The organism is Allobosea sp. 2KB_26, assembly GCF_052115715.1.
GTDB lineage: Bacteria > Pseudomonadota > Alphaproteobacteria > Rhizobiales > Beijerinckiaceae > Allobosea.
The window spans coordinates 190,197-216,375 of record NZ_JBFRHE010000011.1 but is presented as its reverse complement, the minus strand read 5'-3'; the positions used below and the strand labels follow the sequence as shown (position 1 = coordinate 216,375).

The following is a 26,179-nucleotide window of genomic DNA, read 5'->3' as shown; positions in this document are numbered from 1 at the left end:
CGAACAGGCGCTTGGTTGGACCTATCGATCGGACACACTGCCCACGATCAGCCCAAGTTCGGGCAGGACGAAAAGGAGACGCGCGGTCCCGGACTCCTGGTAGAAACTGCCTGGTCGCTTCAGTGCGTCCGGTATCCCCTGCGGCCAAAGCCACGCATGCTCCTGACCACACTGCAGGTTCGGCGGCAGTCCATCCGAGAAGAACGCTGCAGGGACAGGCGTCTCCTTCCACCCGCCCCTGAAATAGGGCCTGGTTGCCTGACTGTCGGGATTGTCGATGTCGACGAAGAAGTCGATGCCCTTCGACTTGATCGCTGCGACGCTTTGCTCGCTCAGGCTGAAAGCAAATGCCCCTTGATGACCGAGGAAGCTTGAGCAGAGACCTCTGGCGTAGAACCACCCCGTTTGAAGCTTCTGAGGCACAGTGCCTCTTTGCAGGCTGCGGTTCATCAGCCAATAGCCGCCCCATGCCAAGCCGATGACCGCAAGACCAGTGACTGCGCCTTTCAGAATGGCCCGGGACATGGCCCCTCCGCGAAGAGAAGGTCGTTTGCGTGGAATCGACGGCATTGCGGGACCGTCAGCAAACCACGCCCTTCTCGCACATCGCAACATATGCGCGGGCCGGACAATCGAGTCTCAATACTCCATTTGCGGCGACGACCTGCATCCGGCATCGCCAGGACCGGCATGGGCCTTCCCAGCCGCTCAAGGCTCCTTCATAGAGCACCTGAATTCCCCTGCCCTGTCCGACCGACGGCATGGTCTGAAAAGGGCGGGTTCTCCCGGCACTTGTCTTACATGGGCGCATGGAAAACCGCTTCACACTCCTTGGGCTCAGCTCATTCCGGCAAGAGATCAAGAAGAGCCGCTTCATCGCGACGGCCGGTCCCGTTGCGGATGAGGCAGCGGCCAAGGCGTTCATCGCTGCTCACTCCGACCCGGCGGCCAATCACAATTGCTGGGCGTGGCGTTGCGGACAGGGCTATCGGTTCAACGATGACGGAGAACCGAGCGGCACCGCGGGAAAGCCGATTCTCGCGGCCATCGACGGGCAAGCGCTGGACGGTGTCGCGGTTGTCGTGACGCGCTGGTTTGGCGGGGTCCTGCTCGGCAGCGGCGGCTTGATCCGCGCCTACGGCGGCACGGCCGCCCTCTGCCTGCGCGGAGCCGAGAAGACGGCGCTGATAGAGGCGGCCTCGGCGATGATCACCTGTGCGTTCGGCGATCTGGCGCGCGTCCAGGCGCGGCTTGCCGAGCGACCGGGGGTGCAGGTGCGCGATCAGGCATTCACAGATACCGGCGCCGAGCTGTCGGTGTCCGTTCCAAAGCTGGAGGTCGATCTGGTCTCCCAACTGGTAAGGGATGTCACCAGCGGACGCGCGGTGGTCAGATGGGACGAATAGGTTCTCGATCTCCGGGCGGACGCTCAAGCATCGGCCCGAAAACTGGATTGCGGTTCTCGGGAGAGCCGGTCGAACCCAGCGACATCGCGCCAGCTTGGGATGGGCGCCCCTGCTCGAAACCCGCCCAGCGCGCGGCCTGCCTCGAGAATGGATGATGTTCTGATCTCGATGCGGATGCTAGGCATGCAAACATGCTCCGGTCGATCCAACAGCTTCGGGATACCTCCGCGGTGGGCGCGCTGCTTGCCGATGGCCAGGAGCAATTGACGCTGATGGGCGGCGGCTCCGAATACCGCATGCCGTGGCATTGGCACGACTGCCTGATGATATTCCTGCCGCATGTCGGAGCGGTCGATTTCCGCGACGAGACCAGACAATCCGGTGCCTGGCTGAGCGAGGACCGTTTCGTGGTGGTTCCGCCGGGCCTCGCGCACCAGACCTCGGCAGCCCGGCCGGTCCATCACCATGTGGCGATCTACGCCGCAGATGGACAACTGGCGAGGATCGAGGCTCGCATCGGCTCGTTGAACCGTGTGCGCGGCAAGCTCGGACGAACAGGCGTTTTCGCGATGACGTCCGAGATCCGGTCGCTTCGCGGGCTGTGCCAGAGTGGACACGCCGACGACAGAGTTGCGCAGGTCACGCGCAGCCACCTCGCTGCGGCATTGCTGATCAATTGCCTCGCGCAGATCGAGCGAAGCGATGAACTGTCCGGGGCGCGCCCGGAGGGTCATGGCGAGATGCTCGTTTCGGAGATCAAGTCGTTCATCAGCCAGAACGCCAGCAAGGACCTGCCGCTCGACCTCGTCGCCGATCGGTTCGGCTTGTCCAGACGCCATGCAACCCGCTTGTTCCGCGACAAGACAGGCTTCTCGATCGCCACCTTCCAGGACCATGTGCGGATCAGGCAGGCGCAGGAGCTGTTGGTCGAGACCACGCTTCCCATTGGCGAGATCGCCTGGCGTGTCGGCTTCGAATCCGGCTCCGCCCTCGCGCGGGCGATGAAGCGCCTGACCGGTCTGACGCCGACGACCGCGCGCCGGGACTTGGCCCGATCCGACAAACCTTGAGGCCCGCTCGGTCGCGCAAGGGGCCGCCCCGCCCCTTATCCTGGCCGGACGCTTCAAGAGCCAGGCGAGGACATGCGATGCAGGCCGCTCACTCAAAAGACTTCGTCATCTGTTCGGATCTGACGAGGACGTTTCCGGTCGGCTCCGGGACTGCCGCCGTCGACGCCTTTGCGCCGTCCCTGACGTGATCCGGGCAGCGTCGATGAACGACATCAGACTTGTCAACGTCTTCACCCATAGGGGAAGCGGCGGGAATCCTTGCCCGATTGCGATCGACGCGTCGGGATGGCCGGACGAAAGAATGCAGGCGGTGGCCGAGCGCTTCGGCCACGAATCCGGCTTCGTCCTGCCGGGGTCGAGTGTCGATTTCGATCATGCCTTCCGCTTCTGGGTGCCGCGCCACGAGATGGAAATGTGCGGGCACGCCACGATCGGTGCCCTTTGGTGCCTGGCCATGGCTGGCAGGCTCGGTGCCGATCAGGTGCGCATCGAGACGCGCAGCGGACCGGTGACCGGCTATGTCGATCTGACGGATCCCGATGACCCGTCGGTCCAGATCAGCCAGCCCGCCGGCAAGGTCGTCGACCTGACTGCGGCCGAGGAGGAGGAGGTTCTGTCGACCCTCGACCTCTCGCGCCGTGATCTGCTCGACCTTCCCATCCAGAATGCGGTGACATCGCGCGTCAAGACCCTCATTCCGATGAAGAGCACCGCGCTTCTGAATGGCCTCTCGTCGAACATGAGGCGGACGGAAGACTGCTGCGGGCGCATCGGCTCCACGGGCCTGTATCCCTACGCGATCGACGATCGGGGCGCGCAGCGTTTCGAGGCGAGGCAATTCCCCAAATCCTCGGGCTATCCCGAGGATGCAGCAACCGGCATCGCGGCTGCGGCCCTGGCCTTCGGCTTGCTTGGAAACGGGCTGGTGGGCCGCGACAGCCAGCGCATCACCATTCTTCAAGGGCGCGCCATGGGTTCCCTGTCCGAGATCGGCGTGCGCCTGGGATTTGCGGATGATAGGCCTGTCGGCTGCCTTCTCGGAGGCTCCGTCAAGCCAATGGAGCCGCACGAATTGCATCAGGGCAGCGAGCGCCCTGCCGTCTAGAGGTTTCGCGCCGACGATTCCCCAGGTCGAACCACCCTATCGCGCCTGATCGCGGCCCTGCCGCTGCTCGACTGCGGCGATAGAGGCGACGCGCGAGGGGCCGGGATGGTCGCGGCAGAGCTGCACCCGCCCGGCCCGGTCGCCGGCATCGAGCGCCGCGATCATCGCCCCATGCTCGGCGCGAGCCCTGCGCCGGATGCGCGGGATTTGCTGCCGTGATCGAACGCGCGCCATGGACCTTCTGCTCCATCATCTGGATCAGCTCGACCGGATGCGCATCGCCGCAGGCGGTGAACAAGGTCGCGCTTGGCGCGAAATGGCAAGACGGGCTGGCTGCCCGTGCACGAAATGCGCGCAACGGATTCGGCGGCCGATCCAGCCGCGATCGCGTGCGGCCGCGAGCCGGAGCGCTCACGCAGGTTCCGGAGCGGCGGGCAAGGCGGGGGACAAGCAGCAATGTCAGGCGCAACGAAGCGCGATCTCCCCTTTCCGCGGTCCGCCGACACTGTCTCCTGCGCGGTGGCTGCCAGGCTCGACAGCAAGCAGACCCCGCGCTAGGCGAAGGGGGCAAGCCCAATGCCAGATTGCGCCGCCGAGGCCGCAGCTTTGTCCGGGCCATATCGGGGCGCCTCTCCCCTGCAAGGCGTCCAAAACGTTCTCCATGCCGGACAACCGTTTGGCGTGGACAGACGAGTGTCGTCGACTGCTACGCGAGACCGAGACCATGGCTGCTGATTCAAGGACCGACGAGCTCGAGGCTGCATCCGGGATGCTCCATCGGTTCTCCACGCTGATCGAGAACGGTCTGACGACAAGGCTGTCAGGCTGGCTCTCTTCCCGTACTGCGTGGCATGATTTCATCCAAGGTCTCGAAACCGCTGGCTATAGTCCCGCGCTGCTGGCACTCGGCATTGTCGCGGTTTGCCTGACTGCCGCTGCGGCAACGGCAGCTTTGGCCAGCACAATCATCGGCAGAGTGAAGGCCAGGCCGCTTCTGTCGGCGGCCGCCTGGTTCGCATCCGCCTTGCTCGTGGTGGCGGCGTCCTGGGTGCTGCTCCTCAGTCTCGTCACCGATCCGGTGCTCCGCCGCGCCTTGCTGAACTGCGTCGTGATCTCGGCCCTGGCGACAATGATCTGTTTCCCATTGAGCACAGGTCGCAGGTCGATCTTCTGGCGTTGGCGACGCGATCTCGCGGTCGCCATCGGCATCGCGGCCGGCGGCCTGGTGGTCCTTGCCTGTCTGCGCGTATGGAATGCGGCTGATCCGCTACGCGATCTCTTCGCAACATTCGCGGTGTCCTTGCCGTTCACCATTCTGGTCGCAGCGGCGTATCTTCGTCATCGCGGGCTGGTGACCAGGGTTCTGTCCTTCGGCAGCAGGGCAGGATCGCTCCGCCGGAAGCTGGCTGCACTCTGGCCTGGGCTCGTGGTGGCGGTTGTCATAGCCGCCTTCCTCTTCATCCAACTCGACCTGACGATCGGAAGGCCGACGCGGGGCGGATTGTTGCTGCTTTCGCTTCTTCTGGTTCTCGCCGGGCCTCATCTCGACGTCGCCATCGAAAGACGCGGCTGGCAGGCGGTTCGATCGCAGGGAGGCGAACTGACCGGCGCGCTGTGGCGCACCTTCCGCATAGTCGTCGCCGCATCGATTCTCGCGGTGTTGGCCACGCTCTGGCTCCTGCCGATTCTGGATGTCGTCGGCATTCCGCGGGGCACTGTCCTGATGAAAGCGGGCGAGATCCTGATGCTCGTGCTGGTCATTGCCTTCTGCTGGAACTGGGTGGCCATCATGGCCGCGCGCATCAGGCCTCAAACGCCTGGCGATCCGCAGGTCCCCACCGCCATGATCGGCACGCGGCTCACCACCGTCGGCCCATTGCTCGTGGGCCTCACCAAGGCCGCGCTTCTGACGCTGGGGGCGCTGACCGTCCTGGTCATGCTGGGCATCAATGTCTGGCCGCTGATCACCGGGCTCTCGATCTTCGGCCTGGCGATCGGGCTGGGCTCCCAGACCCTGGTCAAGGATGTGGTGGCCGGTCTGTTCTTCCTCGTCGACGATGCCTTCCGCCAGGGCGAATATATCGAGACCTCCGGAGCCAAGGGCACCGTCGAGAGAATTTCGCTGCGATCGGTCTCCCTCAGGCACCCGCGTGGTCCGGTTGCGACGATCCCCTTCGGGCAGATCGGGAAGATTCAGAATTTCAGCCGCGAATGGGTCATCGAGAAGATGATGTTCCGGGTTGCCTTGGACACCGATGTCGAAGCGGTGCGAAAACTGTTCAAGAAGATCGGGCAGGAGATCGAAGCGGATCCGGACCTGAACCCCGATCTGCTCGAGCCGTTCAAGAGCCAGGGCATTGCAGCGCTCGAGGAAGGCACTCTGGTGATCCGCGCCAAATACAAGGCCCGGGCCGGGCGTCAGTTCCAGATCCGCAAGGCGATCCTGTCCAAGGTGCGGATCACGCTGGCGGAGAACGGCATCAAACTGGTGCCCAAGCCCCTTCATGTACCGCAGATGGATGGGTGAGCCTGGCTGTCCGACTGCGTTCACCGGGCATCGGGACATTGCGGCCAAAGGGACGGGTCCAAGCCGAAACCCTGGCCGCTCATCTGCGACGAGGCGCAAGAGCGACCCAGCAGGTCAGCGAATAGACAACCGATCCCATGGCGACCATCGCGATCTCAGCCATACCGCCCTCCATCGATCCTCCGGCCGTCAGGCAACCGGACTCCGGGCGAATGTCGGGCGGGGCTTCGACCTGTCGGCACGGCCTGATCGTCGAAGCCTTCATCCCATCGATCGCTGTCCGATCAGCAGACGAAACCTGTCCCGATCATTTCGCGCATTGCCGGATCGCCGGGTCTTGCCATTTCACGTCAATCGCTTGGGCATTCTTCCGATCCCGTCAGGGAAGACGCCGACGCTGACGCTGGATCACAGAGGCACGGTCTTGTCATTGGCGCGTGGTTTGGATCGGCCAGGCTGCCGGACGTCGTTTCACCCGGCCACAGCCGAGTTGGTCACTTCTCGACGCTTGCCCGGAAACAGGACGCGCGAGCAAACAGAGCAAAGCCCTGGCCGACGAGCCACCGCCTCGAAGCAGCTTGTTCCAATCGCTCCGAAGACGCTGAGCTTTCGGAACAGATCCATTTCAGGCGTGCCGCTTTCTCGCTCGGGAGGTCCGCTTTCGAGCGCGCCGCCAGTGTCTGCTTGTCACCACCCTTTGCGGACGCCGGACCACCGTCCGGAAGCGGACATTGACGAAGCATGAAGCGGGGCCCGGTTAGCGGGCCCCCACAAATGTGCGACCGGTCGATATTTACCGAACGGCTCTTCCCGGAACGATTCCGGGAATGCGGGCCAAGGCCCGGACGAAGATGGCGGGAGCGTTCATTCCGCGCGAGACCACCCGCAGCCCGCTTACTCTTTGAATCCGACCAGGACTTGAATCCGACCAGGACGCCGTCTGCGCCAAGCGACAACCGAAGTCCGCGACGCTGTATCGCGAGCCTCAGGGTCGCCAGCGATCCGGCAACGGCGGGACGCTCCATCGCAAGAACTCGAAAAGAGCGATTCCCACTGAGCCGCTGCGTTGGCGCGGAATGGCAAGACTCACCCCCCAGCGGTTTGCGAGATGGCGCGACGGAACCGCCGTCGTCGTTGGGTGTGCCGCCATGGGCGCCGATCGAGGTTGGGCGGGCAAAAGGGGTCATGATGAGGAGCGCCGGCGGCACGCTCCATCAATACGACATGCTCACGCAGGGGCCGATTGCCGGCATGACGGCGCGCTCCTGAGCTTTGCAGCGCGTCAGGTCCTTCGCAACTTACGGAGTCACACATGAAGATCACTCGTCGGTCCACTGCTCTTGGCGGATTCGCCTTGCTCGCCGGCACGGCAATGGCTCGCTCAGCGCTCGCCCAGCAGGGGGCCTTTCACGGCATTGGCGACGGTCTCGAGGATTTTTGGCTGGCGACCGATGCCTACACTTTCGGATACCCATTGGTGACGATGGAGATGACCCGGCGGATCATGACCAATGTCGCCGAGCCCGTGGGAACGCGGGGGCCGATGGGGCATCTCATCACGCTGCGCAACTACCCCGACGCTTCGTTCAAGGACGTCACGGCGCCGAACGCCGACACGCTCTACACAACCGCCTTCTTCGATGTCGGCAAGGAGCCCTGGGTCCTCAGCATCCCCGACATGAAGGGCCGCTATTCCGTGATGCCGATGCTCGACGGCTGGACGACGGTGTTCCAGGTTCCGGGCAAACGCACGACCGGCACCGGAGCGCAGACCTATGCGATCACCGGTCCGGGCTGGAAAGGCACGCTGCCGGAGGGCGTGAAGGAGTACAAATCGCTCACCAGCATCGTGTGGCTGCTCGGCCGCATCTATTGCACCGGCACGCCGGAAGACTACGCTGCCGTCCACAAGCTGCAAGACGAGTGCAAGCTCGTTCCGCTCAGTGCATACGGCAAGCCCTACACGCCGCCGCGGGGCAAGGTCGATCCGTCTCTCGACATGAAGACGGCCGTGCGCGATCAGGTCAATCGCATGGATGCGGTGTCCTACTTCAAGCTGCTTTGCGAGCTGATGAAGACGAACCCGCCGTCAGCCGCCGATGCGCCTCATCTCGCAAGGTTCGCGCGCATCGGCATCGTCCCGGGACAGGACTTTGACGAGAGCAAGCTCAAGGCGGATTTCGCCAAGCGCGTTCCGGAGATCGCGTTCGACAGGATCATGCAGCAGTTCAAGACCAACACGGCGCTCAAGAACGAGAACGGCTGGGCGTTCACGACGAAAACCGGAATCTACGGCACCGACTACTTGATGCGGGCTCTCGTGACCGCCATCGGACTCGGCGCCAACCGCCCCCAGGACGCGGTCTACCCGACCTCGACGGCGGATGCCGAGGGACAGAAATACAACGGGGCGAACACGTATGTCATGCGTTTCGCCAAAGGTCATTTGCCGCCCGTCGAGGGGTTCTGGTCGATGACGATGTATGACGACCAGTACTTCTTCGTGAACAACCCGCTCAACCGATATTCGATCAGCCCGCGCCAAAACTTGCAGGCAAATCCAGACGGGTCGACGGATCTCTATATCCAGAAGGATTCACCGGGGAAGGACAAGGAGTCGAATTGGCTTCCCGCACCTCCCGGCGATTTCATCCTGATGCTGCGGATGTATTGGCCGAGCGAGACAGACCCGTCGATCATCAACGGGACATGGGCAATTCCAGCAGTCCAAAAAATCGGCTGAGAGTCCAAGCTCAATCATCGGACCTGATATCGTATCCAGTCCAATAATCTAACCCTTTGTGCTTGCATCAGCAGGAAACCGCAATCCTCTTTCGGCCTGATACTTTAGCACATCTTCCGCGATCTGCGCGAAACAGTATTTCGCGCAGATAGCAATGCTCAACCTGAGAAAAGGATAAATTAAGATGATCCGCAACGTCCTCGTTACGTCGATCCTGATGTCGGCATTGATCCAGCCTGTGATTGCTCAGACCCCATTGAGCGCCTATGCCGACGACAAGGGTTATATCGATGTTCAGAAAATGACCTGCGCTCAACTGGCCGGAACCTTCCAGGAAGACGCCGATATGCTCACGACCTGGTATAGCGGCTGGTATAACGGCCTCGCCCACAAGCACCTTCTCAACGTGAAGAGGGCGAAGGAAGCGGAGCACGAGGTCATTCAGTACTGCAAGGCCAATCAAGACAAGCGGATCATCGAAGCGATCGCCGTCGTGTTCAAGGACATGCGCGCGAAGCTCGGGATCGAGATGAAGCCGTAGTCGCGCGCGGAAGCCTCATCCTCCACATCACGATTCCGGAAGCCGGCGTTGACGACAGTCGGCGTCAGGCCCGCAACGCAACCAGCGACGGCTTCCCAAGAGCCGTCACGTTCAACGACCGGTCGGCGCCCCCCTCCCCGACGATGAAGCGCGCTTGCGCGGAGGGGCTTCACCTCCTGGTCTTAGTTGCGCCAAGACCCGATGTCAGAAGCGCCCGATTGCACCGGCTGCACGGATTGGGGGCTGACCACTGGTGGCGAACGGATTTGACCGGCGCGAGCCGGTTGGCGACACGCTGGCGTCGGACGCGCAGGCGCTGGATTGTCGCCCCTCCTCCAGGGATCGAGAGGGCGAGACCACGGCGCGCGGGCCGGCCTCTCAATCCAGAGATGACGCGTCGCGCCAGCCTGGGAAGGCTCGGCGCGCGGGCGGCGGCTCGTTCCTGAGAAAGGTCGCCTATTCCGGGCTCGCGCTCTGCCTGGGTGGCGTCATCGTCCTGGGTGGCGGCGTCGCCTATTACGCCTCGCAGCTGCCTCCGCTCAGTCAGCTCACGGTGCCGAAAAGACCCCCGAACATCGCCATCCTGGCGAACGACGGCTCGCCTCTCGCCAATCGCGGCGAGACCGGCGGCCGCGAAATCTCCTTGGGCGAGCTGCCGCCCGTCCTGCCCAAGGCTTTCGTCGCCATCGAGGACCGGCGCTTCTACGACCATTGGGGCATCGACCTGATGGGCCTCCTCCGCGCAGCCTACCGCAATCTGACCCATGACGGAGGCCTCCAGGGCGGCTCGACACTGACCCAGCAGCTCGCAAAGAACCTGTTCCTGACCCAGGAGCGCACGGTCTCGCGCAAGATCCAGGAAGCGATCCTGTCGCTCTGGCTGGAGCGCAGCTACAGCAAGGACCAGATTCTCGAACTTTATCTCAACCGGGTCTATTTCGGCGCCGGCGCCTATGGTGTCGAGGCCGCGGCCCAGCGCTATTTCGGCAAGTCGGCCCGCAACCTGTCGCTCTCGGAAGCCGCCCTGCTGGCCGGCCTCGTCCAGTCCCCGTCGCGCCTGGCCCCCAGCCGCAACCGCGAGGCCGCACAGGCCCGCGCCGAACGCGTGATCGCGGCGATGAAGGAGCTCGACTTCATCACGCCCGACATGGCCGGCACGGCTCTTGGCGCACCGGCCGAGATCGTGCGTCCCAAAGCGGCCGGCTCCGCCAATTATGCCGCCGACTACGTGATGGAAGCGCTCGACGACACCGTCGGCGCCATCGATTCCGACATCGTGGTCTCGACCACCCTCGAGCCAGCCCTGCAGGCGGCGGCCGAGCGGGTGCTCGTGGACGAACTCGACGCCAAGGGCCAGAAATTCAATGTGAGCCAGGGCGCCTTCGTGGCGATGCGGCCGGACGGGGCCGTGACAGCGCTGGTGGGGGGCCGCAACTACGAGACGAGCCAGTTCAACCGGGCAACCTCCGCCCGCCGCCAGCCGGGCTCGGCCTTCAAGCCCTTCGTCTATCTGACGGCGCTCGAGCGAGGGCTTCGCCCGGACACCCTGCGCACGGATTCGCCGGTCAACATCAACGGCTGGAAGCCCGAGAACTATGACCGGGGCTATCGCGGGCCGATCACCCTGCGCAATGCTCTCGCATTGTCCCTCAACACGGTGGCGGTGAAGCTCATCATGGAGGTCGGTCCTCAGTCAGTCGTGCAAACGGCGCAGCGCCTGGGCATCGCCTCGCCGCTCCAGGCCGACCCCACGATCGCGCTCGGCACTTCCGAAGTCACGCCGCTCGAGCTCGTCGGCGCCTATGCCAGCTTCGCCAACGGAGGCTTCGGGGTTGTGCCCTACGTGATCACCGAGGTGAAGGCTGCGGATGGCAGCCCAATCTTCAACCGCCCGGCACCGGACGATGCGGGCCGGATCATCGATCCTGGCACCGATGCGATGATGAACGCGATGCTGCACAACGTCTTCGTCATCGGCACGGCTCAAAGGGCGCGCATGCCCGGCTGGCCCATGGCCGGCAAGAGCGGCACCACCAACGACTACAAGGACGCCTGGTTCGTGGGCTTCACCGGCAATCTGGTTGCCGGCGTCTGGCTCGGCAATGACGACAGCACACCCACCAAGGGCGTATCCGGCGGCAACCTGCCAACCGACATCTGGCACAATTTCATGAAGATCGCCCTCAAGGACCAGAAGCCGGTCGCCCTGGCGGGCGTGGCCGGCGCCGGGCAGGATCTGCGCTACGCCAATGAAAGCGGCAAGAGCCAACCCCGGCAGCGCGCCAGGCGCCAGAAGAATTTCTTCGAGAGGCTGTTCGGGCTCTGAGGTCCAGTTGTTCGGCGCAGCCGCGCTCGTTGTCGTCACGGGCGCGCGCCAAGGCTGCGCCCCTGGCGGGCTCTGGCTGGCGGCCAGGAAGCAGAGATTGCCAATCGTCTCGCCTGACTTCCGTTCCCGACCCAATTCGGTCATTCGCCGCCCATTGGGGCGGCGATCGAAGTTTGGCCCATCGCTGACGTTCGGAACGTCCGCTTCCCGGCGGTTCAGATCGATATTCAGCGGCGAGGCGGGTGCTGTCGGAGGCCTCAGTTGGCTGGGGCGAGAGACTGGGCCACGTAAAGCCGAAGCCAGTCCTCGAACCGCGTTTGCGCACAGCGTGGATGACCACTCGGAATGAGACTGTCGTCACGCAGCACCGCGCCGAAATAGAGCGCTTGGCGATCGGCAATGATCGGGCGCGGATCCTCGTTCGCGGTCAGTATCTGCCGGGCGAGGTCGTCGAGACGGAAACGATCCGGCCCCACGATCTCCAGCTCGCGGTTCTGCGCGCGCCCTAGGACGACATCTCGCAGCGCCAGCGCGACATCGTCGCCTGCGATGGGCTGGATGAGGGCCGGCGAAATGCGAAGCGCATCTCCTTGCGCGGCTGTCTCGACGATTCCGTTGATGTATTCAAAGAAGGGCGTCGACCTCACGATCGTGTAGGGTACGTTTGCGCTTCTCACCATCACTTCCTGCATCATCTTGGCCCGGAAATACCCGCTGTCGGGCAGCCGATCGGTCCCGACGGCAGAGAGAACGACGTGATGCTCGACGCCGGCGACCTCCTCGGCAGCGAGCAGGTTCCGTCCGGAGGCCTCGAAGAAAGCAAGAGCGACGTCCTGATCGAAGGTTGGAGAGTTGGAAACGTCCACGACTACCCGCGCGCCGGACAGCGCCTCGGCCAGGCCTTCTCCGGTGACCGTATCGACGCCGCGCGATGGCGAGGCGATTTCGATTTCGAGACTACGGCCGGCCAACGCATCGACGAGCTTGGACCCGATCATGCCGGTCCCGCCTACCACAACGATCTTCATCCGCCGTCTCCTTGATAGCCTCGTTCCCTGCCCGGAAGCATGTCACTCGTCGAACGGCGCGCGCTCGACAAAATCGACCGATGACGGCGCGCGGTAGCCTGCGACGAGCCGCTCGCCGAAATCACGCACGAAATTGTCGTAGCTGGTTTCAGGGCGGGTTCTGGCGATGTGGCAGAAGCACTGCGTCATCAGCCGCTTCATCCCGAGCCTCGGATAGGCCAGGAGGATCTGCTGGACCTCGTCCGGCGGGAGCGCGTCGTATTGCAGCCCGACGACATCGAGGCAGATGCCCGCCGTGCAGAGCGCAACCTCAGCCTCCTTGTACAGGCCGATCGACGGCGTCGAGTTGAGGGCGACGCTGTCCCAGATCAACTGGGCGCGGCGCTCGTCGAGACCGCTCTGACGGGCAAAGCCTCGCGCGAGATCGGCGCCTTCGACTTCGAACCGGCGCGGCCCGTTGAAGCGCTCATTCAGCGTGACATCGTGCAGGAGCGTCCCGACCGCGACGACTTCCTCGTCGTGATGAATATTCCGAAGCTGCCCCAGCAGAGCCGCGAAAAGCCAGGAACGGACAACGTGGTTGTACAGGTAGGGCTCGCAGGCCCGGCGCGCATAAGCGAGAGCGCTGGCCACAAGTTCGGTGTCCGGCACGGAAACGCCGGCCAGAATTCGACGGTCCTTTTGGATATCTGACATGGCTTTCAAGGGCCTCGAGTGACGGATTCCAGGAGTCGTCAGCGAACGGTCGGTTCGAAGGCCGCAGCTTCGCTATGCGATGACTGACCAACCAGCGTCCGAGCCGTCGAACCTGATCGGTGGACTGCAAACCTGACGAGGCGGCCTCATTCGCCGCCTCGTCTGCGAGCGTCACCCTCGGACGAAGGCAAGAATGTCCCTGTTGATCGTATCCGCATGGATGGTCGCCATGCCGTGCGGGAACTTGTTGTAGATCGTCAGGGTCGCCCTTTTCAGGAGCTTGGCCGAGAGCGGAGCGCTGTCGCCGATCGGGACGATCTGATCGTCATCGCCATGCATGACGAGAGCCGGAACCTCGATGACCTTGAGATCCTCGGTGAAATCGGTCTCGGAGAAGGCCTTGATGCCCTCGTAGTGAGCCTTGGCGGCTCCCATCATGCCCTGGCGCCACCAGTTCTGGACGACGCTGGCATCCGTCTCGACCCCAGCGCGATTGAACCCGTAGAACGGCCCCGCTGCGAGATCGGTGTAGAACTTGCTGCGATTGGCAGCGAGACTCTTCCGAAGGCCATCGAAGACTTCGATCGGCAGGCCGCCGGGGTTCCGCTCGGTCTTGACCATGATCGGCGGGACTGCGCCGATGAGAACGAGCTTAGCGGCACGGCTCCTGCCATGGCGCGCGACGTAGCGCGTGGCCTCGCCGCCTCCGGTGGAGTGTCCAATATGCACCGCGTTGCGTAGGTCGAGATGTTCGACGACGGCCGCGGCGTCGGCCGCGTAGTGGTCCATATCATGTCCCTCGCTGACCTGGCTCGAACGGCCGTGTCCGCGCCGGTCGTGAGCGACGACCCGGAAGCCTTGCGCCAGAAAGAACAGCATCTGGGCGTCCCAGTCGTCCGAGCTGAGCGGCCAGCCATGGTGAAAGACGAGTGGCTGGGCCGATTTCGGGCCCCAGTCCTTGTAAAAAATCTCAACGCCATCCCGCGTTGTAACGTAATTCATGCGTCGGCTCCTTTTGCTATTGCGAGGGGAAACGGTGGCGGGCTGCGCGGAGGACTGGAGCGGAAGCGTGCCAACCGCCGCTATGCCGGCGCCGCCGCAAAGGAGGTCCCGCCGACTGAGGTCGGTGGAACTGGATAGTGCTTTGTTGGGCATTGGCGCCTCCAGGGCGCAGTTACTGGTTGCGGACCGAAATGCTCAGGGCGCTCGATTCGACATGAAACCCCGATACTTCGACCTCAAATCGGCGACGATATCGGTATGATCGTCAGGTTTTCGAGGCGTATTTATTTTTCATCTTCCTGAAACGACGATCAATACGCTCGAAGACAATTCACTCTATTCAAATGTATAGATCATATCGACTTCGGCATATTTTGATTTCGACGAGGAGCGGCCCAACTGTGGATCATCAATGGAGATCCACATGGGAAAATTGTCGAACAAGGTCGCCGTGATCACCGGCGGCAACAGCGGGATCGGCTTCGCGACAGCGCGCCTGTTCATAGCCGCAGGTGCGAAGGTGCTGATCATCGGTCGTCGAGAAGACGCCGTGACCGAAGCCGTCGCCGCCCTCGGGTCTCAGGCGACCGGCCTCGCAGGTGACGTCGCCGACCTCGCCACGCACGAACGTGTCGCCGCGCTGGTCTCCGATCGGTTCAGACAGGTCGACATCTATGTGGCGAATGCGGGCAGCATCCGCATTCAGCCGAGCTTCAACGTGACGGCCGCCGACTACGACACGCAATTCCTCACCAATGCGCGCGGCACGTTTTTCGGCGTTCAGAAGATCGCTCCGCTATTGCGTGATGGCGGCGCGATCCTGCTGACGAGTTCAATCGCGAGCCGCAAGGTGCTGGATGGTCACGCGGTCTACGCTGGCAGCAAGGCAGCAATCGAAGCGTTTGCGCGCAACTGGGCACTGGAACTTAAGGACAGGCGCATCCGCGTGAACGTGCTCAGCCCCGGCCCGACCGATACGCCGATTATTGGAAAGCTCGGCGTCGCTCCGGAAACGCAGGCGCAGGTAGAGGAGCAGGCCGCCCGGATGATCCCGTTCGGCCGGATGGGCAAGCCGGAAGAACTCGCACAGGCGGCTCTCTTTCTCTGCTCCGGCGACGGGGAATTCATCACCGGCGTCAACCTGGCCGTCGATGGCGGCATCACGCTGACCTGATCTCAGGAGAGGTCGCCATGCCGTTTCCTTCGCCCAGCCATTCCGGCGCATTGGCGAGGCATCACGCCGTGACCATGAGCTCTGGAGCACCGAATCCGGTGCTCCAGCCGCGCCAAGGCTAGGCGGCGTTCGCCATACGCATCCCAACCGGTAGAGCTTCCCACGCCCTGATAAGTTCGCCGAGTGAGGCAGCTTCCATCTTCCGCATCAGGTTGCCCCGGTGCAGCTTGACCGTGACCTCGCTGATGCCGAGGTCGAAGGCGATCTGCTTGTTGAGGCGACCCCGTGCGACCTCGCACATGACTTCGCGCTCCCGTGGCGTCAGAGTCTGCAAGCGCTCGACACATCCCTTGATCTTCGCAGCTTCCGCCCTTCGCGCCGCATCCAGCCCGATCGCCGCATTGACCGCGTCCAGAAGCGTCTGGTCGCGAACCGGCTTCGTCAGGAAATCCACCGCGCCTGCTTTCATGGCCTGGACGGTCATGGGGATGTCGCCATGCGCGGTGAGGAAGATGATCGGCTTGGGATTTCCGTTCATCGTCAGATGACGCTGGAGGTCGAGCCCGCTGAAGCCGGGCATACGCACGTCGAGAATGAGACATCCCGGCCGGTCGAGCATGCTGGTCTCGAGCAGCGCCTGCGTCGAGCTGAACGAAACCGCTGCGAAGCCGGCTGACTCCATCAGCTCGGACAGTGCGTCTCGGACCGAGGCGTCGTCATCGACTATGATGATGAGAGGCTGCTGTTCTTCGGCTGCACCTCGCCTGGAGGAGAGCACCGATTTCCGCGAGAGTGAGCGGTCAATGATCATGTTCACCTTCCACGTCCCTGTTGAGTTAATGCCCTTGCGATCGCGGCGAGTAAGGCTTGGCCATCGAACGGCTTGCAGAAGAAGCTCTCTACGGCCCGCGCCCTGATCTGCTCGGCAATCTCGTGGCGCCCAGTGATGAGAAATACCGGCAGATCCGGACGCTCTTGGTTGACGAGGTCGCGCAGCTCGAAGCCGTTCAACCCCGGCATGCCGACGTCGGTGATGAGGAGATCCAGTCCGGAGAGGCCAGCCCGGGTCAGCGCTGCCGCGGACGAGAAGCTACGAACCGCATATCCCGCAGACTCGAGCAATTCCTCAAGCGATTCGAGCAATCTCGGATCGTCATCGACGACGGCCACGACAGATTTATGCTTGGTCACGCTTAGATTCCTCCCATCCGGCGCGAATGCTGGATCGGGATTTCCAACCGCTCCGCAATTCGCACCAGGTCGGCGAGCGATGACGCCGCCATTTTCTGCATCACGTTTCTTCTATGAATCTGAAGGGTGACTTCGCTGATGCCGAGCTCGGCCGCAGCTTGCTTGTTGAGGAGTCCGCTCACGACCAGCGGAAGCACGTCGCGCTCTCGCGGAGAGAGCTCGTGATAGCGTTGCTTCAGCAGCGTGAGCTCGGCGCGCTTCGCCCTTGTTTCCCGATCCTGCGCTATTGCCGTGCGGATGGCCAAGAGCAGCGCCGTATCGCTGAACGGCTTGGTCAGGAAATCGACGGCACCATGTTTGATGGCTCGCACCGATGACGGGATGTCGCCATGCCCCGTGATGAAGACGATCGGCGGATGGTCTCCCTGCGCGATCTGGCGTTGCAGCTCCAGCCCATTGATATCGGGAAGCTCGACATCGAGAATCAGGCAGGCCGGGAGATCGGGCTTGTTCGAGCCGATATAGTCGCCGGCGGAGCTGAATGGGACTGATCGGACACCGTTCGCCGCCAGCAACTCGCCCAGGGCTTCCCGGAGCGCATCGTCGTCGTCGACGATGAACACGATTGTGTCGTCAACGGTCATGATCGGATTTCGCTTCGACAGGCAGGGTGAAGATGAACGCCGCCCCGCCGTCCTGGTTGTTCTCTGCCCACAGTCGCCCGCCATGGGTCTCGATGATGGTTCGCGATATCGCCAACCCCATGCCCATCCCATTGGGTTTCGTTGAGAAGAAGGCTTCGAAGACCTTATCGGGCGCGCCAAGACCCATGCCGGTGTCCCGGACTTCGGTCCTGACGAAATCGCCGGCGCGCAATGTTCGGACGCGAAGAACCCCGCGCCGAGCAGGCTCCATCGCCTCAAGGCCGTTGCGGATCAGGTTGACCAGGACCTGCTGGATCTGGATGCGATCCAGCTCCAGCGACGGAAGACCAGCCCCGACTTCGACCTCGATACGCATGCGGCGCCGGGCCGCTTCTTCCATCATCAGATCCCTCGCCTCATGAAGAATGGCGTCGAGCGGGCAGAGGTTTCGCGCTTGGTCCGTCTGCCTGAACAAGGCACGGACCCGGCCGACGACATCGGCGGCTGAATTCGCATCCCGGATGATGCGTTCGATGGTTCTCTGCGCCCGCTCAAGATTGGGCGGGTCCGAGGTCAGCCAGCGCTGGCATGCGTGCGAATTGGCGACCACGGCCGCGAGCGGCTGGTTGACCTCATGGGCGATCGAAGCGGAGAGCTCTGCCAGGCTCGCGGCCTGCGCTGCGCGAGCCAGGCGCTCCTGCGTCAATGTCAGCGCTTCCTGCGCGCGCACCTGATCTTCGATCTCGAAGGAGATGCCGTTCCATTGAACGATCTCCCCATCGGCATTTCGCATCGCCGCGGTTCGCGTCTCGACCCAGCGAAACTCGCCGTCCGCCCGCCGGAGGCGGTGTTTCATCGCATAGGACGTGCCGGTCGCCAGCGAACGCCCATATTTTTCTTTGACGTCGGGGAGGTCATCGGGATGGATGATCGCTTCGAGCGTGCCGGCCAGGCGTGTCTGACCCTCTGCGTCCTTGTCTCCGAGTCCGAAGCCAAGAAATTCCCCGAGCTTCTCGCTTCGATAGATCGGTTCGCCATTCGGCGCGGCGCAGTAGATGAGGGCAGGCAGCGTCTCCACCAACTGACGCAGCGATCGCTCGCTTTCCCTGAGTGCATCCTCCACGCGGAGTTGGTCGTCGATGTCGTGGGACAGACCATGCCACTGGATGATGCTGCCATCGTCATCCAGAAGCGGCTCCGCGCGCCCGTCCATCCAGCGATAGACGCCATCGTGGCGGCGTAAGCGATAGCGCATCGCGTAGGGCCGGCCGCTGCTCAGACAACGCTTGAGTTCGGCCCACACCCGACTGGCATCGTCCGGGTGGATCGCCTCCTTCAGGGCGGCCGCGTATCGCTCCGTCTGGGATTGCTCGAGGCCGCCTTCGTCAATGCCCAGGAAGTCGATGAAGCGGCGGTTGAAGAAATTCGGCGCCCCGGTCGGTGTCAGTCGCCAGAGGAAGCTCGGAACCAGATCGATCAGCCGCGTCAATTCCTGCTTTCGGAGATTGAGTTCGGTCTGTGTGGTGATCAGATCGTGGATATCGACGGATACACCGTACCATCGAATAATCTTACCGGCTTCGTCGCGCAGAGGTTCAGCGCGCGTTTGCGTCCATCGATAGGTGCCGCCAGCCCGATGTTGGAGGTACTTGATGTTGTACGGCGCGCCCGTCACGACCGATCTCGTGAAGGTTTGCTCTGCCAGCTCCCAGAAATTCGGATGAATCATCTTCTTCAAAGAAAGAGACCCATCCGACGCCTTGACGGTATCTAGCGTGGCGCCGGTGACCTCCATGATCCGCCTGTTGAGATATATGGGTCGCCCCTCCGATGACATGCTCCAGATCATGGCAGGCACCGTGTCGATGAGCTGTTCGAGATGCTTTTCTCGCTCTCGCAGCGCAGCCTCGGTTTTCTTGTAGACGTCGATATCGATCGAGGTCCCGAACCAGCCGGTGATGCGCCCCTCGCCATCCCGTGTCGGCCGCGCTGAAATGCGGTGCCAGACATAGTGGCCCGTCGCGCGCAGCATGCGGTATTCGATGTTCCACGGCTCGCCCGTCTTCAGGCAATGGCGCAGGGTCGCGGCGGCGCCGTCGACATCGTCCGGATGAACACCGCGCATCCAGCCGACCTCACCGCCATCGATGAATTCCCGCTCGCCGAGACGGCGATTGAGATCCTCCAGAGCCATGTCGATGGCAATCTGAGCAGCAGGGGTCACATAGGTGAACTTCCCTGTCGCATCGAAAGCCCAGGCCTTGCCGTGCAAGCTCTCGATCACCTTGGCGGCCTGTACCGCCTGCACGGTCTCGCCAAGCGATTCCGTGACAGTCCAGCGATCATCCGGTCTCGAAACCATGGCGTCGACATCGACGCTGACGCCATAGCCCGGCTCGGCACGGAGCTCGGTCCAGCGATATCTGCCGTCCGGCAGGCGCAACCGATAGCTCGTCACCTGCGGCACGCCCGTCCAGAACGCATAGGCCGCCGCCTGTGCGATCGCAGCCCTGTCATCTGGGTGGATCGCACCCTCGGCCACGTCATCTGGAATGGCCCCGAGACCACCGGGATGGCCCGGCGCTTGTCGTTGCGCGGCCGCGTCCCGGGCGCCTCGTCTGGACGGATCGCGCACGATGAGCGCGCCCATGCACGCGGCCACCGCGACGGATGCGCCAACGGAAAGCGCGGCTTCCCGTACGGCGCCAGGATATAGTACGGCGGTGACCGTCGCACCGGCAAAGGCGGCAAGCAGCCCGCCCCAGAGCGATCGAAGCAGATATCCTCGCGCATAGAGGAAGAGCGCACCGAGCGGCGCCAGTATTCCTATGGTGGACCCGGCCAGCCAGTATGCCAGGAGGCCAATAGCCAGAGTCAGGGACACGAGGAACGGTGGCGTTCGATGGAGCGCTGCAATCATGGTCGCGTGCCCTTCCCGAGACGGATTACCTGGAAACCGTCACAGCTTCATCTAGCACCAGTCTTCGAACATCCGGCTGGCAAGCTCAGTGGAAACTAGCGCCAGGACGCCTCGGCCGCACTTATGGAAATCCATGACTTGCAGGGAGATCGTCCAGTGTTCCGTTGCTGCGCGCGACGGCGTGCGGGAAGAGCGCCGCAATCCACCTTGGCACCAGAATGGAGACTTCTAGGCAGGCCCGGCCAGCGAAAGACCGCTCGCGCTGCATTGGTCATGGATGAGGTCGATGATCTCGTTCTTGGCGGATGTCCCCGTTGCGAGGCTCGCGACACGGAACTGCAACTCGACCTCGATGGCCGCCGCATCGATGGCCTTGAGGGCAACGGCTGGCGGGGGATCCTTTACGATGCGGGTACTGGTTTCCAGCACGGTCCGCATCGCGTTCTCTACGATGCGCGGCCTTTGCCCCGCGGCGAAGCGCACGCCTAGTGTAATGAGGTGCGACTCGTCGGGGCGGCTCAAGCTGGTCAGGCTTTGCTTTGCTAGCATGCTGTTCGGCAGCACGACGATATTGTTCAACCCGGTCAGCAGGTTGGTCGAACGCCAGTTGGTTTCCGTGACGCGGCCCGCCGTGCCGTCGCTCAACTGGACCCAGTCGCCGATCGCATAGGCCTTGCCGAGAGTCAGCGCGATGCCGGAAAAGACATCGCCGAGCGTGTTCTGCAATGCGAGGCCCAGGATCAAAGCTACGACGCCCGAGGTCGTCACCAGGGTGGCGATGGGCAGGCCGAAGACGAAACCCATGACCGACAGCGCCACACCGAGATAGATGCCGGCGACGGCCATATCCAGGATCAGGTGTGCTTCCCGCGGCTTGCGATTAAGCCTGACATAGATGTGGATGAAGCCGATGATCGTCCAGGCGAGATGGGTCCACCAGAGAATTCTGGCGGATTTGGAAAGCACCGCGGTCAGCCCGTCCGCATAGACATCATCGGCCTGATGCGGAGCGATACCTCCCGTATAGAGCACGATGCTCATGCCGATGAAGAACAGGATCTGGACGATCAGGCGACCCGTCGGACGGTCGCAACCCTGAACGTGCCACACGACGATGCCAGCGGTTCCGAGGATGTTTATCAGTACCAACGGCAGGAAGTGGTCATCGCCGGGCATGGGAAGAGGTTCCGGTGGTGGTAGCTCATGCTGAGGAAGACAGTGCGCCGGATCGCTGTCCGGCGTCGCCAGCTACTTCTTGAGCGGGAAGGTCAGTTCCTGCTGGGCGGTATCGACGACGAACACGGCGAGCAGTTTTGCCGGATGGGTCTTGCTCGCGTTCTCGCTGACACCGTGACGGTCGCCCGGGAATTCCGAGAAGCTCTCGCCGGCCCTGTAGACCGTGACGGGGCCATCATTGACCTGGCTGCGGATCCCCCCTTCGAGCACGGTTGCATAGATGAAAGCGGAAGCCGGGTGAGTGTGGCCATCCGAGAATCCGCCCGGAGCGTATTCGACGAGAACGCCCCTCATGCTCTTGCCTGGTACGTTAGGCAGCTCGCGGTCGTAGACCAGCGTCACCTTTGCACCTTCGCCACCTCCGGGCGTGTCATGTGCGAATGCCGAAATCGACAGAAGAGCCGTCAGCGCAAAGGCGCACGCCAGTGACTTGGTCATGTCTAATGTCCTTTCACGATGGAGGTGGATGAACCGCTTCGAAATCGGCTCATCCACGAGCCATTATTTCCGGGGAGCTGTCGCGAACCAGCGATCGAAGTCGATCCGGCCGATGCGGGGATTGTTGTCGGAGACGAGCGAGCCGGCCTCCAGCTTGGTCCCGAAATACCGGGCATCCGGATCAGCGACGACGGTGCGGGCATCTCCGATCGCCTTGAGGTAGCGGGCGACGAAATCGCAAAGGCGCGCGCGTTCCGGGCCCGAGATTTCGATGATGCCGTTGGCCGGCGCGGCCAGCGCCGCCTCAGCTACGAAATCGGCGACATCGTCGGACGCGATCGGCTGAAGATTGCCCGTCGACAAGCGGGCGGTGTCGCCGGATGTGCCGGCCTGGGCAATGCCGCCGAGGAATTCCATGAACTGCGTGGATCGCACGACCGTATAGCGAATGCCGGATTTCCGGATGATCTCTTCCTGAGCGACCTTGGCGCGAAGATAGCCGCTGTCAGGCAGACGGTCCGTGCCGACGATCGAGAGCGCGACGTGATGCTTGACGCCGGCCACCTTCTCCGCCGCCGTCAGGTTCTTGCCGGACGTCCGGAAGAACTCGAGCACGGCCTTGTCCTCGAAGGAAGGCGAGTTAGCGAGGTCGATTACCACCTCGGCATTCTCGAGTACCTGGGCCAAGCCTTCGCCGGTGATCGTATTGACGCCGGTATTCGGAGCGGCGGCAATGACCTCATGCCCCTGCTTGCGCAGGCGCTCCGCGGTCTTCGATCCGATCAGTCCGGTGCCGCCGATAATGACGATTTTCATGAGATGCCTCCTGCGCAGCCGCCCATGCGGTGCGTCGTTCGATCGATGGGATGGGGGCGACCTCGTCGAGGTCGGGTTGTCGGCCGAACCGGCATGGCTTTGAAACCTGCGCAGCCAAGCTCGGCCGACGGCCAGACAGGTATTCAATAATCCCAGAAGACGGGGACCCAGCGGAACGCAGCGCCCTCGACCGCGACCCGACCGACCGACGGGAATGGGAGGTGGGTGGCCACGAGCTGTTCGCCGGTCCCCGCCAGCTCCGTTAGAAGACGCTGGCGAACGCGGGCCGCTTCCTCGGGGTCGTGCTCGAAGCCGTTATACCAGTCAGGGTGTTCGAACCCCACAGCGAAAACGGCGTCACCGGCGAATGTCAGGCGGTCGCCGCCTGAGGACAGACGGACCACGCTGTGTCCGGGCGTGTGGCCGCCCGTACGGCGGACGATGACGCCCGGTGCGACCTCGTGTTCCTCGTCGAACAGCCGCAGGTGTCTGCGATACTCTTGCGCGAACCGCTTGGCCGCCGACCGAAGCGCATCCGGGAAACCCGCCGGCATGTTGACGTGCGTGAAGTCGGGCGCCTCCCAAAACTTCACCTCGGCGGCCGCCACATGGATCCGCAGGTCCGGGCGCAGTCGGTCCTTCACCCCCTCGACGAGGAGACCGCCGACATGGTCCATATGCATGTGGGTCAGCACCACGTCGGTGACGGAGCCGAGATCGATGCCGGCGGCCTCCAGGCGCTTAACCAGTTGTCCGGCCCGCGGCAGGTTCAGTTCCGGATCAAGACCCAGCCCGGCGTCGATAAGTATGACCTGCTCGCCGCTGCGCACCAGGACTACGTTCAGCGCCCAGTCGAAAGCGTCGGACGGCAGGAACATGTCGTTCAGCCAACTGGCCCGGTCGGTCTCGGCGACGTTATGCCCCAGCATCTTGGTCGGGAGCGGCAGCACCCCGTCGCTGACCACCAGAACATCAATCTCGCCGACCCGCACCGCGTAGCGCGACGGGACCAGCTCTTCGGGCCCCGGTCGTCCGGAGCGTGAAGCGACGTCTAGGCTCATGGTTCTCTCCTGATCGATACCGTTCAAATTACGGCTTGGACGATGCTAGATTGAGAGCACGGCGCAGTCGATTAGATCCAAGTATAAACTCACCTAGACCATATAATAGGTAAGCTCAACTTCTGTAATATATCTCGCAATTCCATTATTTCACAATAAAAACTGATAAAATTACCATAAAAATCCGAATTATTGAATTCCTTCAGTCGCCGCGATTGGCATTGTCCCGGAGGGTCGCGGAGTGACAGAGCCGACACTGCCGTCAATCGTCGAACTCCTACACCAGATGTCTATTTGACGAGTGATCCGATGAGCGATGGTCACGACGAATTCAGTCGAGCACGCGCAGTTCGATCCCCGTGATCGTTGTTCGACTATCGTGACGACGCAGCCATCTCGATCATGGATACAACCTCTGCGGGGTGCGAAATCATCAAGGCGTGCGACGCGCCGTTGATGGCGACGGTCTTCACCACCCGCGCACGCTGCGCCATGAAATCCATCGCAGCCGGCGGAATGTTCCGATCGCCGGTTCCATAGATCATGTACGACGGCAGCGACTTCCACGAAGGCACCCCGGACGGCTCGGCCAGGGCTGCTTCGGCAACGGGGCGTTGCGTGGCAGCCATCAACGCAGCCTGGCCTTTCGGAACGTCGGCTGCGAACTGCATCCGGAATTTCTCCGGCTTGATATAGAGATCGCGCCCACCGTTCTGCGTCGCGACCGCCCGGATAGCACCTCCCAACGTGCTTCCCGGAAACTTGCCCGAAAGCGACAGGCTGGTTTCCCCCATCTCCGGCGCGAACGCAGCCACATAGACGAGCGCCTTCACATTCGCCTGCCCGTTCGCAGCCTCTGTTATCACCGGACCGCCATAGGAATGGCCGACGAGAACAACCGGGCCGGAGATGGATCGAATTACCGTCGCGACTTCCGCCGCGTCTCCCTTCACGCTGCGCAGGGGATTGGCAGCCGCGACCGTCTCATAGCCCGCCTTGTTGAGCCGGGCGATCACCGCGTTCCAGCTCGCGGATTCGGCGAAGGCTCCGTGCACCAGAATGATGACCGGCTTGGCACGGGGCGCTGCTTGCGCTGGTCGCATGGCCGAATTGAGCAGCACGGCGGCTGCCGCCAGAGCGAAGACACTCGGTTTCATATGCGTTCTCCGGGTTTGTCGATAGGTTCGGAGCAGCCTGCGCCAAGCTCGGGCCTCGGGCTGCTTGGCCAACGAATTCGCCAATCAATCCAGATTTCTAGGTGATCAAGACCGACGTCGAACACAGGAAGAGGCGCAGTCAAGCGGCTCTGAGGCCGCGGCCGGTCGTTGACTTGCCTGTCGGGGATTGCGCAGCGCCAAGAGGGTCAGCGCCAGTCGGAGAAGCGCCGGCAGCGTCACCGCCGGAAAGTCCCGCGGAATGACGGCAGGCGAGCAGATTCCGACGGCAACCTCCCAAAAATGGAAGAGCGCATGCGCGCAAAGCCAAGATGTCGCGGCTGCCCATAGTCCAACGCGACGCTCCGGCACGAACAGGCCGAGGCCGAACGCCACGCCGAGAAACATCTGAATCATCCCGATGTCGCGAATGAAGTGCTGGTTGAAGAAGCCGGTATCAGTCACACCCGGGACCATTTCGTACCAAGCCAGTGGCGCGATCAGCATGAAAAGGCCGTTCGCGTTCAGAAATATGCCGTTGAACGCCACCATGATGACGACCGCCGCGGCAGCAGCGCCGCTTCGAGGGAGCATCGCCTCGCACGTCAAGAGCGCTTTCATCAATTACCTCTCGCCAGAAGTGCGCTCACCACCGAGCACTCGCGATGATCTCGGAGCGGGGTGACAGAGCAGGAGCGAGGGAAATTGTTCGCGTTGAGCGCTTGGATCTCTACTGGCCCCTCCGACCTCTGCTCTCGATAGATCGCCAGACTGACCTGTACCTTGGCATAGACAAGAAAGAGCAACAGCATGCGCAGAGCCCGATCCGGATTCCGGTGGATCGAGCTTCAACCCGCCTGCTGCTGGTCAGGATCGTAGGTGAGAGGTGGCCGGAGCTGCGAGCTCGCGACGCTAGACGCCGGCACCCGAACGTCCGACTCCGGGAGCTACGCCAAGTTCCGCTCCTGGCGCGCGGCGGCCGGTCAAAGGAGATCCGAGCGAACGTCAGCAATCCACCCTCAGCCGACATCGGCGAGGCCTGCTACTGGCGCCCCGGCTTGGCGATTGCCAGCGCGATCCAACACAGCTTCTGTCCGCTAG

23 protein-coding genes are annotated in these 26,179 nt (G+C 62.9%); 8 read left to right on the top strand and 15 right to left on the bottom strand.

What is annotated here, in order from left to right:
* Positions 1–21: 21 nt before the first annotated feature.
* Positions 22–525 carry a hypothetical protein gene (locus tag AB4099_RS25375; RefSeq protein WP_113519209.1) on the bottom strand — a complete coding sequence of 168 codons (504 nt, stop codon included), beginning with the start codon at positions 523–525 and terminating at the stop codon, positions 22–24.
* A 284-nt stretch (positions 526–809) separates the two neighbouring features.
* Between AB4099_RS25375 and AB4099_RS25370 the strand changes: the two genes are divergently transcribed.
* The 3 genes from AB4099_RS25370 (at position 810) to AB4099_RS25360 (ending at position 3,581) form a co-directional block, all read left to right on the top strand.
* On the top strand, positions 810–1,406 hold the full coding sequence (locus AB4099_RS25370; RefSeq protein ID WP_441480088.1) for an IMPACT family protein: 597 nt from the start codon (positions 810–812) through the stop codon (positions 1,404–1,406).
* A gap of 191 nt (positions 1,407–1,597) precedes the next feature.
* Positions 1,598–2,476, top strand: a complete 879-nt coding sequence (locus tag AB4099_RS25365; RefSeq protein ID WP_441480087.1) for a helix-turn-helix domain-containing protein — start codon at positions 1,598–1,600, stop codon at positions 2,474–2,476.
* Between the two features lie 202 nt (positions 2,477–2,678).
* Positions 2,679–3,581 (top strand): PhzF family phenazine biosynthesis protein, encoded by a 903-nt coding sequence (locus tag AB4099_RS25360; RefSeq protein WP_441480086.1) that lies wholly within the window; start codon positions 2,679–2,681, stop codon positions 3,579–3,581.
* Positions 3,582–3,617: 36 nt separating this feature from the next.
* On the opposite strand, the gene AB4099_RS25355 is transcribed toward AB4099_RS25360, so the two are convergent.
* On the bottom strand, positions 3,618–3,815 hold the full coding sequence (locus AB4099_RS25355; RefSeq protein WP_441480085.1) for a hypothetical protein: 198 nt from the start codon (positions 3,813–3,815) through the stop codon (positions 3,618–3,620).
* A 490-nt stretch (positions 3,816–4,305) separates the two neighbouring features.
* Between AB4099_RS25355 and AB4099_RS25350 the strand changes: the two genes are divergently transcribed.
* The 4 genes from AB4099_RS25350 to AB4099_RS25335 all read left to right on the top strand — a co-directional run bounded on the left by AB4099_RS25350 (position 4,306) and on the right by AB4099_RS25335 (position 11,718).
* Complete coding sequence (locus tag AB4099_RS25350; RefSeq protein WP_441480084.1) at positions 4,306–6,108, top strand: mechanosensitive ion channel family protein; 1,803 nt, start codon at positions 4,306–4,308, stop codon at positions 6,106–6,108.
* Between the two features lie 1,312 nt (positions 6,109–7,420).
* On the top strand, positions 7,421–8,851 hold the full coding sequence (locus AB4099_RS25345; protein WP_441480083.1) for a DUF1254 domain-containing protein: 1,431 nt from the start codon (positions 7,421–7,423) through the stop codon (positions 8,849–8,851).
* A gap of 184 nt (positions 8,852–9,035) precedes the next feature.
* Positions 9,036–9,392, top strand: coding sequence for an HdeA/HdeB family chaperone (locus AB4099_RS25340; RefSeq protein WP_441480082.1), 357 nt, complete (start codon positions 9,036–9,038; stop codon positions 9,390–9,392).
* A 253-nt stretch (positions 9,393–9,645) separates the two neighbouring features.
* Positions 9,646–11,718 carry a transglycosylase domain-containing protein gene (locus AB4099_RS25335; RefSeq protein WP_441480081.1) on the top strand — a complete coding sequence of 691 codons (2,073 nt, stop codon included), beginning with the start codon at positions 9,646–9,648 and terminating at the stop codon, positions 11,716–11,718.
* Positions 11,719–11,975: 257 nt separating this feature from the next.
* On the opposite strand, the gene AB4099_RS25330 is transcribed toward AB4099_RS25335, so the two are convergent.
* The 3 genes from AB4099_RS25330 to AB4099_RS25320 all read right to left on the bottom strand — a co-directional run bounded on the left by AB4099_RS25330 (position 11,976) and on the right by AB4099_RS25320 (position 14,444).
* The gene (locus tag AB4099_RS25330) at positions 11,976–12,746 is read right to left on the bottom strand and encodes an SDR family oxidoreductase (RefSeq protein WP_113517887.1); all 771 of its coding nucleotides are present in this window, start codon (positions 12,744–12,746) and stop codon (positions 11,976–11,978) included.
* A gap of 42 nt (positions 12,747–12,788) precedes the next feature.
* A complete protein-coding gene (locus AB4099_RS25325) occupies positions 12,789–13,442 on the bottom strand; it encodes an HD domain-containing protein (RefSeq protein ID WP_441480080.1) in 654 nt (217 codons plus the stop codon).
* Positions 13,443–13,613: 171 nt separating this feature from the next.
* Positions 13,614–14,444: an alpha/beta fold hydrolase gene (locus tag AB4099_RS25320; protein WP_113517885.1), complete on the bottom strand. Its 831-nt coding sequence runs from the start codon at positions 14,442–14,444 to the stop codon at positions 13,614–13,616.
* A 424-nt stretch (positions 14,445–14,868) separates the two neighbouring features.
* Here AB4099_RS25320 and AB4099_RS25315 point away from each other — a divergent pair, with 424 nt between their 5' ends.
* On the top strand, positions 14,869–15,618 hold the full coding sequence (locus AB4099_RS25315) for an SDR family NAD(P)-dependent oxidoreductase (RefSeq protein WP_113517902.1): 750 nt from the start codon (positions 14,869–14,871) through the stop codon (positions 15,616–15,618).
* Positions 15,619–15,736: 118 nt separating this feature from the next.
* Here AB4099_RS25315 and AB4099_RS25310 read toward each other — a convergent pair whose 3' ends face one another.
* From AB4099_RS25310 to AB4099_RS25265, 10 genes are all read right to left on the bottom strand, one after another.
* Positions 15,737–16,429, bottom strand: a complete 693-nt coding sequence (locus tag AB4099_RS25310; RefSeq protein WP_113517884.1) for a response regulator transcription factor — start codon at positions 16,427–16,429, stop codon at positions 15,737–15,739.
* 2 nt (positions 16,430–16,431) lie between these two features.
* Positions 16,432–16,809, bottom strand: a complete 378-nt coding sequence (locus tag AB4099_RS25305; protein ID WP_113517883.1) for a response regulator — start codon at positions 16,807–16,809, stop codon at positions 16,432–16,434.
* A 2-nt stretch (positions 16,810–16,811) separates the two neighbouring features.
* On the bottom strand, positions 16,812–17,453 hold the full coding sequence (locus tag AB4099_RS25300) for a response regulator transcription factor (protein WP_441480079.1): 642 nt from the start codon (positions 17,451–17,453) through the stop codon (positions 16,812–16,814).
* Positions 17,443–20,373 carry a PAS domain-containing protein gene (locus AB4099_RS25295; RefSeq protein ID WP_441480078.1) on the bottom strand — a complete coding sequence of 977 codons (2,931 nt, stop codon included), beginning with the start codon at positions 20,371–20,373 and terminating at the stop codon, positions 17,443–17,445. Before AB4099_RS25295 ends, AB4099_RS25300 begins: the two co-directional genes overlap by 11 nt.
* A 228-nt stretch (positions 20,374–20,601) precedes the next feature.
* The gene (locus tag AB4099_RS25290; RefSeq protein ID WP_441480077.1) at positions 20,602–21,549 is read right to left on the bottom strand and encodes a mechanosensitive ion channel family protein; all 948 of its coding nucleotides are present in this window, start codon (positions 21,547–21,549) and stop codon (positions 20,602–20,604) included.
* A 72-nt stretch (positions 21,550–21,621) separates the two neighbouring features.
* Positions 21,622–22,047, bottom strand: coding sequence for a cupin domain-containing protein (locus AB4099_RS25285; protein WP_113517879.1), 426 nt, complete (start codon positions 22,045–22,047; stop codon positions 21,622–21,624).
* Between the two features lie 63 nt (positions 22,048–22,110).
* Positions 22,111–22,863 carry an SDR family oxidoreductase gene (locus tag AB4099_RS25280; RefSeq protein ID WP_113517878.1) on the bottom strand — a complete coding sequence of 251 codons (753 nt, stop codon included), beginning with the start codon at positions 22,861–22,863 and terminating at the stop codon, positions 22,111–22,113.
* Between the two features lie 143 nt (positions 22,864–23,006).
* The gene (locus AB4099_RS25275; RefSeq protein ID WP_113517877.1) at positions 23,007–23,924 is read right to left on the bottom strand and encodes an MBL fold metallo-hydrolase; all 918 of its coding nucleotides are present in this window, start codon (positions 23,922–23,924) and stop codon (positions 23,007–23,009) included.
* A gap of 374 nt (positions 23,925–24,298) precedes the next feature.
* Complete coding sequence (locus tag AB4099_RS25270; RefSeq protein WP_441480076.1) at positions 24,299–25,081, bottom strand: alpha/beta fold hydrolase; 783 nt, start codon at positions 25,079–25,081, stop codon at positions 24,299–24,301.
* A 105-nt stretch (positions 25,082–25,186) separates the two neighbouring features.
* Positions 25,187–25,699, bottom strand: a complete 513-nt coding sequence (locus tag AB4099_RS25265; protein ID WP_441480075.1) for a hypothetical protein — start codon at positions 25,697–25,699, stop codon at positions 25,187–25,189.
* Between the last annotated feature and the right edge of the window lie 480 nt (positions 25,700–26,179).

Bases quoted from the DNA above. Each gene is read 5' to 3' on its own strand.
- AB4099_RS25375 (WP_113519209.1), bottom strand. From the start codon at position 525: ATGTCCCGGGCCATTCTGAAAGGCGCAGTCACTGGTCTTGCGGTCATC.
- AB4099_RS25370 (WP_441480088.1), top strand. From the start codon at position 810: ATGGAAAACCGCTTCACACTCCTTGGGCTCAGCTCATTCCGGCAAGAG.
- AB4099_RS25365 (WP_441480087.1), top strand. From the start codon at position 1,598: ATGCTCCGGTCGATCCAACAGCTTCGGGATACCTCCGCGGTGGGCGCG.
- AB4099_RS25360 (WP_441480086.1), top strand. From the start codon at position 2,679: ATGAACGACATCAGACTTGTCAACGTCTTCACCCATAGGGGAAGCGGC.
- AB4099_RS25355 (WP_441480085.1), bottom strand. From the start codon at position 3,815: ATGGCGCGCGTTCGATCACGGCAGCAAATCCCGCGCATCCGGCGCAGG.
- AB4099_RS25350 (WP_441480084.1), top strand. From the start codon at position 4,306: ATGGCTGCTGATTCAAGGACCGACGAGCTCGAGGCTGCATCCGGGATG.
- AB4099_RS25345 (WP_441480083.1), top strand. From the start codon at position 7,421: ATGAAGATCACTCGTCGGTCCACTGCTCTTGGCGGATTCGCCTTGCTC.
- AB4099_RS25340 (WP_441480082.1), top strand. From the start codon at position 9,036: ATGATCCGCAACGTCCTCGTTACGTCGATCCTGATGTCGGCATTGATC.
- AB4099_RS25330 (WP_113517887.1), bottom strand. From the start codon at position 12,746: ATGAAGATCGTTGTGGTAGGCGGGACCGGCATGATCGGGTCCAAGCTC.
- AB4099_RS25325 (WP_441480080.1), bottom strand. From the start codon at position 13,442: ATGTCAGATATCCAAAAGGACCGTCGAATTCTGGCCGGCGTTTCCGTG.
- AB4099_RS25320 (WP_113517885.1), bottom strand. From the start codon at position 14,444: ATGAATTACGTTACAACGCGGGATGGCGTTGAGATTTTTTACAAGGAC.
- AB4099_RS25315 (WP_113517902.1), top strand. From the start codon at position 14,869: ATGGGAAAATTGTCGAACAAGGTCGCCGTGATCACCGGCGGCAACAGC.
- AB4099_RS25310 (WP_113517884.1), bottom strand. From the start codon at position 16,429: ATGATCATTGACCGCTCACTCTCGCGGAAATCGGTGCTCTCCTCCAGG.
- AB4099_RS25300 (WP_441480079.1), bottom strand. From the start codon at position 17,453: ATGACCGTTGACGACACAATCGTGTTCATCGTCGACGACGACGATGCG.
- AB4099_RS25295 (WP_441480078.1), bottom strand. From the start codon at position 20,373: ATGATTGCAGCGCTCCATCGAACGCCACCGTTCCTCGTGTCCCTGACT.
- AB4099_RS25290 (WP_441480077.1), bottom strand. From the start codon at position 21,549: ATGCCCGGCGATGACCACTTCCTGCCGTTGGTACTGATAAACATCCTC.
- AB4099_RS25285 (WP_113517879.1), bottom strand. From the start codon at position 22,047: ATGACCAAGTCACTGGCGTGCGCCTTTGCGCTGACGGCTCTTCTGTCG.
- AB4099_RS25280 (WP_113517878.1), bottom strand. From the start codon at position 22,863: ATGAAAATCGTCATTATCGGCGGCACCGGACTGATCGGATCGAAGACC.
- AB4099_RS25275 (WP_113517877.1), bottom strand. From the start codon at position 23,924: ATGAGCCTAGACGTCGCTTCACGCTCCGGACGACCGGGGCCCGAAGAG.
- AB4099_RS25270 (WP_441480076.1), bottom strand. From the start codon at position 25,081: ATGAAACCGAGTGTCTTCGCTCTGGCGGCAGCCGCCGTGCTGCTCAAT.
- AB4099_RS25265 (WP_441480075.1), bottom strand. From the start codon at position 25,699: ATGAAAGCGCTCTTGACGTGCGAGGCGATGCTCCCTCGAAGCGGCGCT.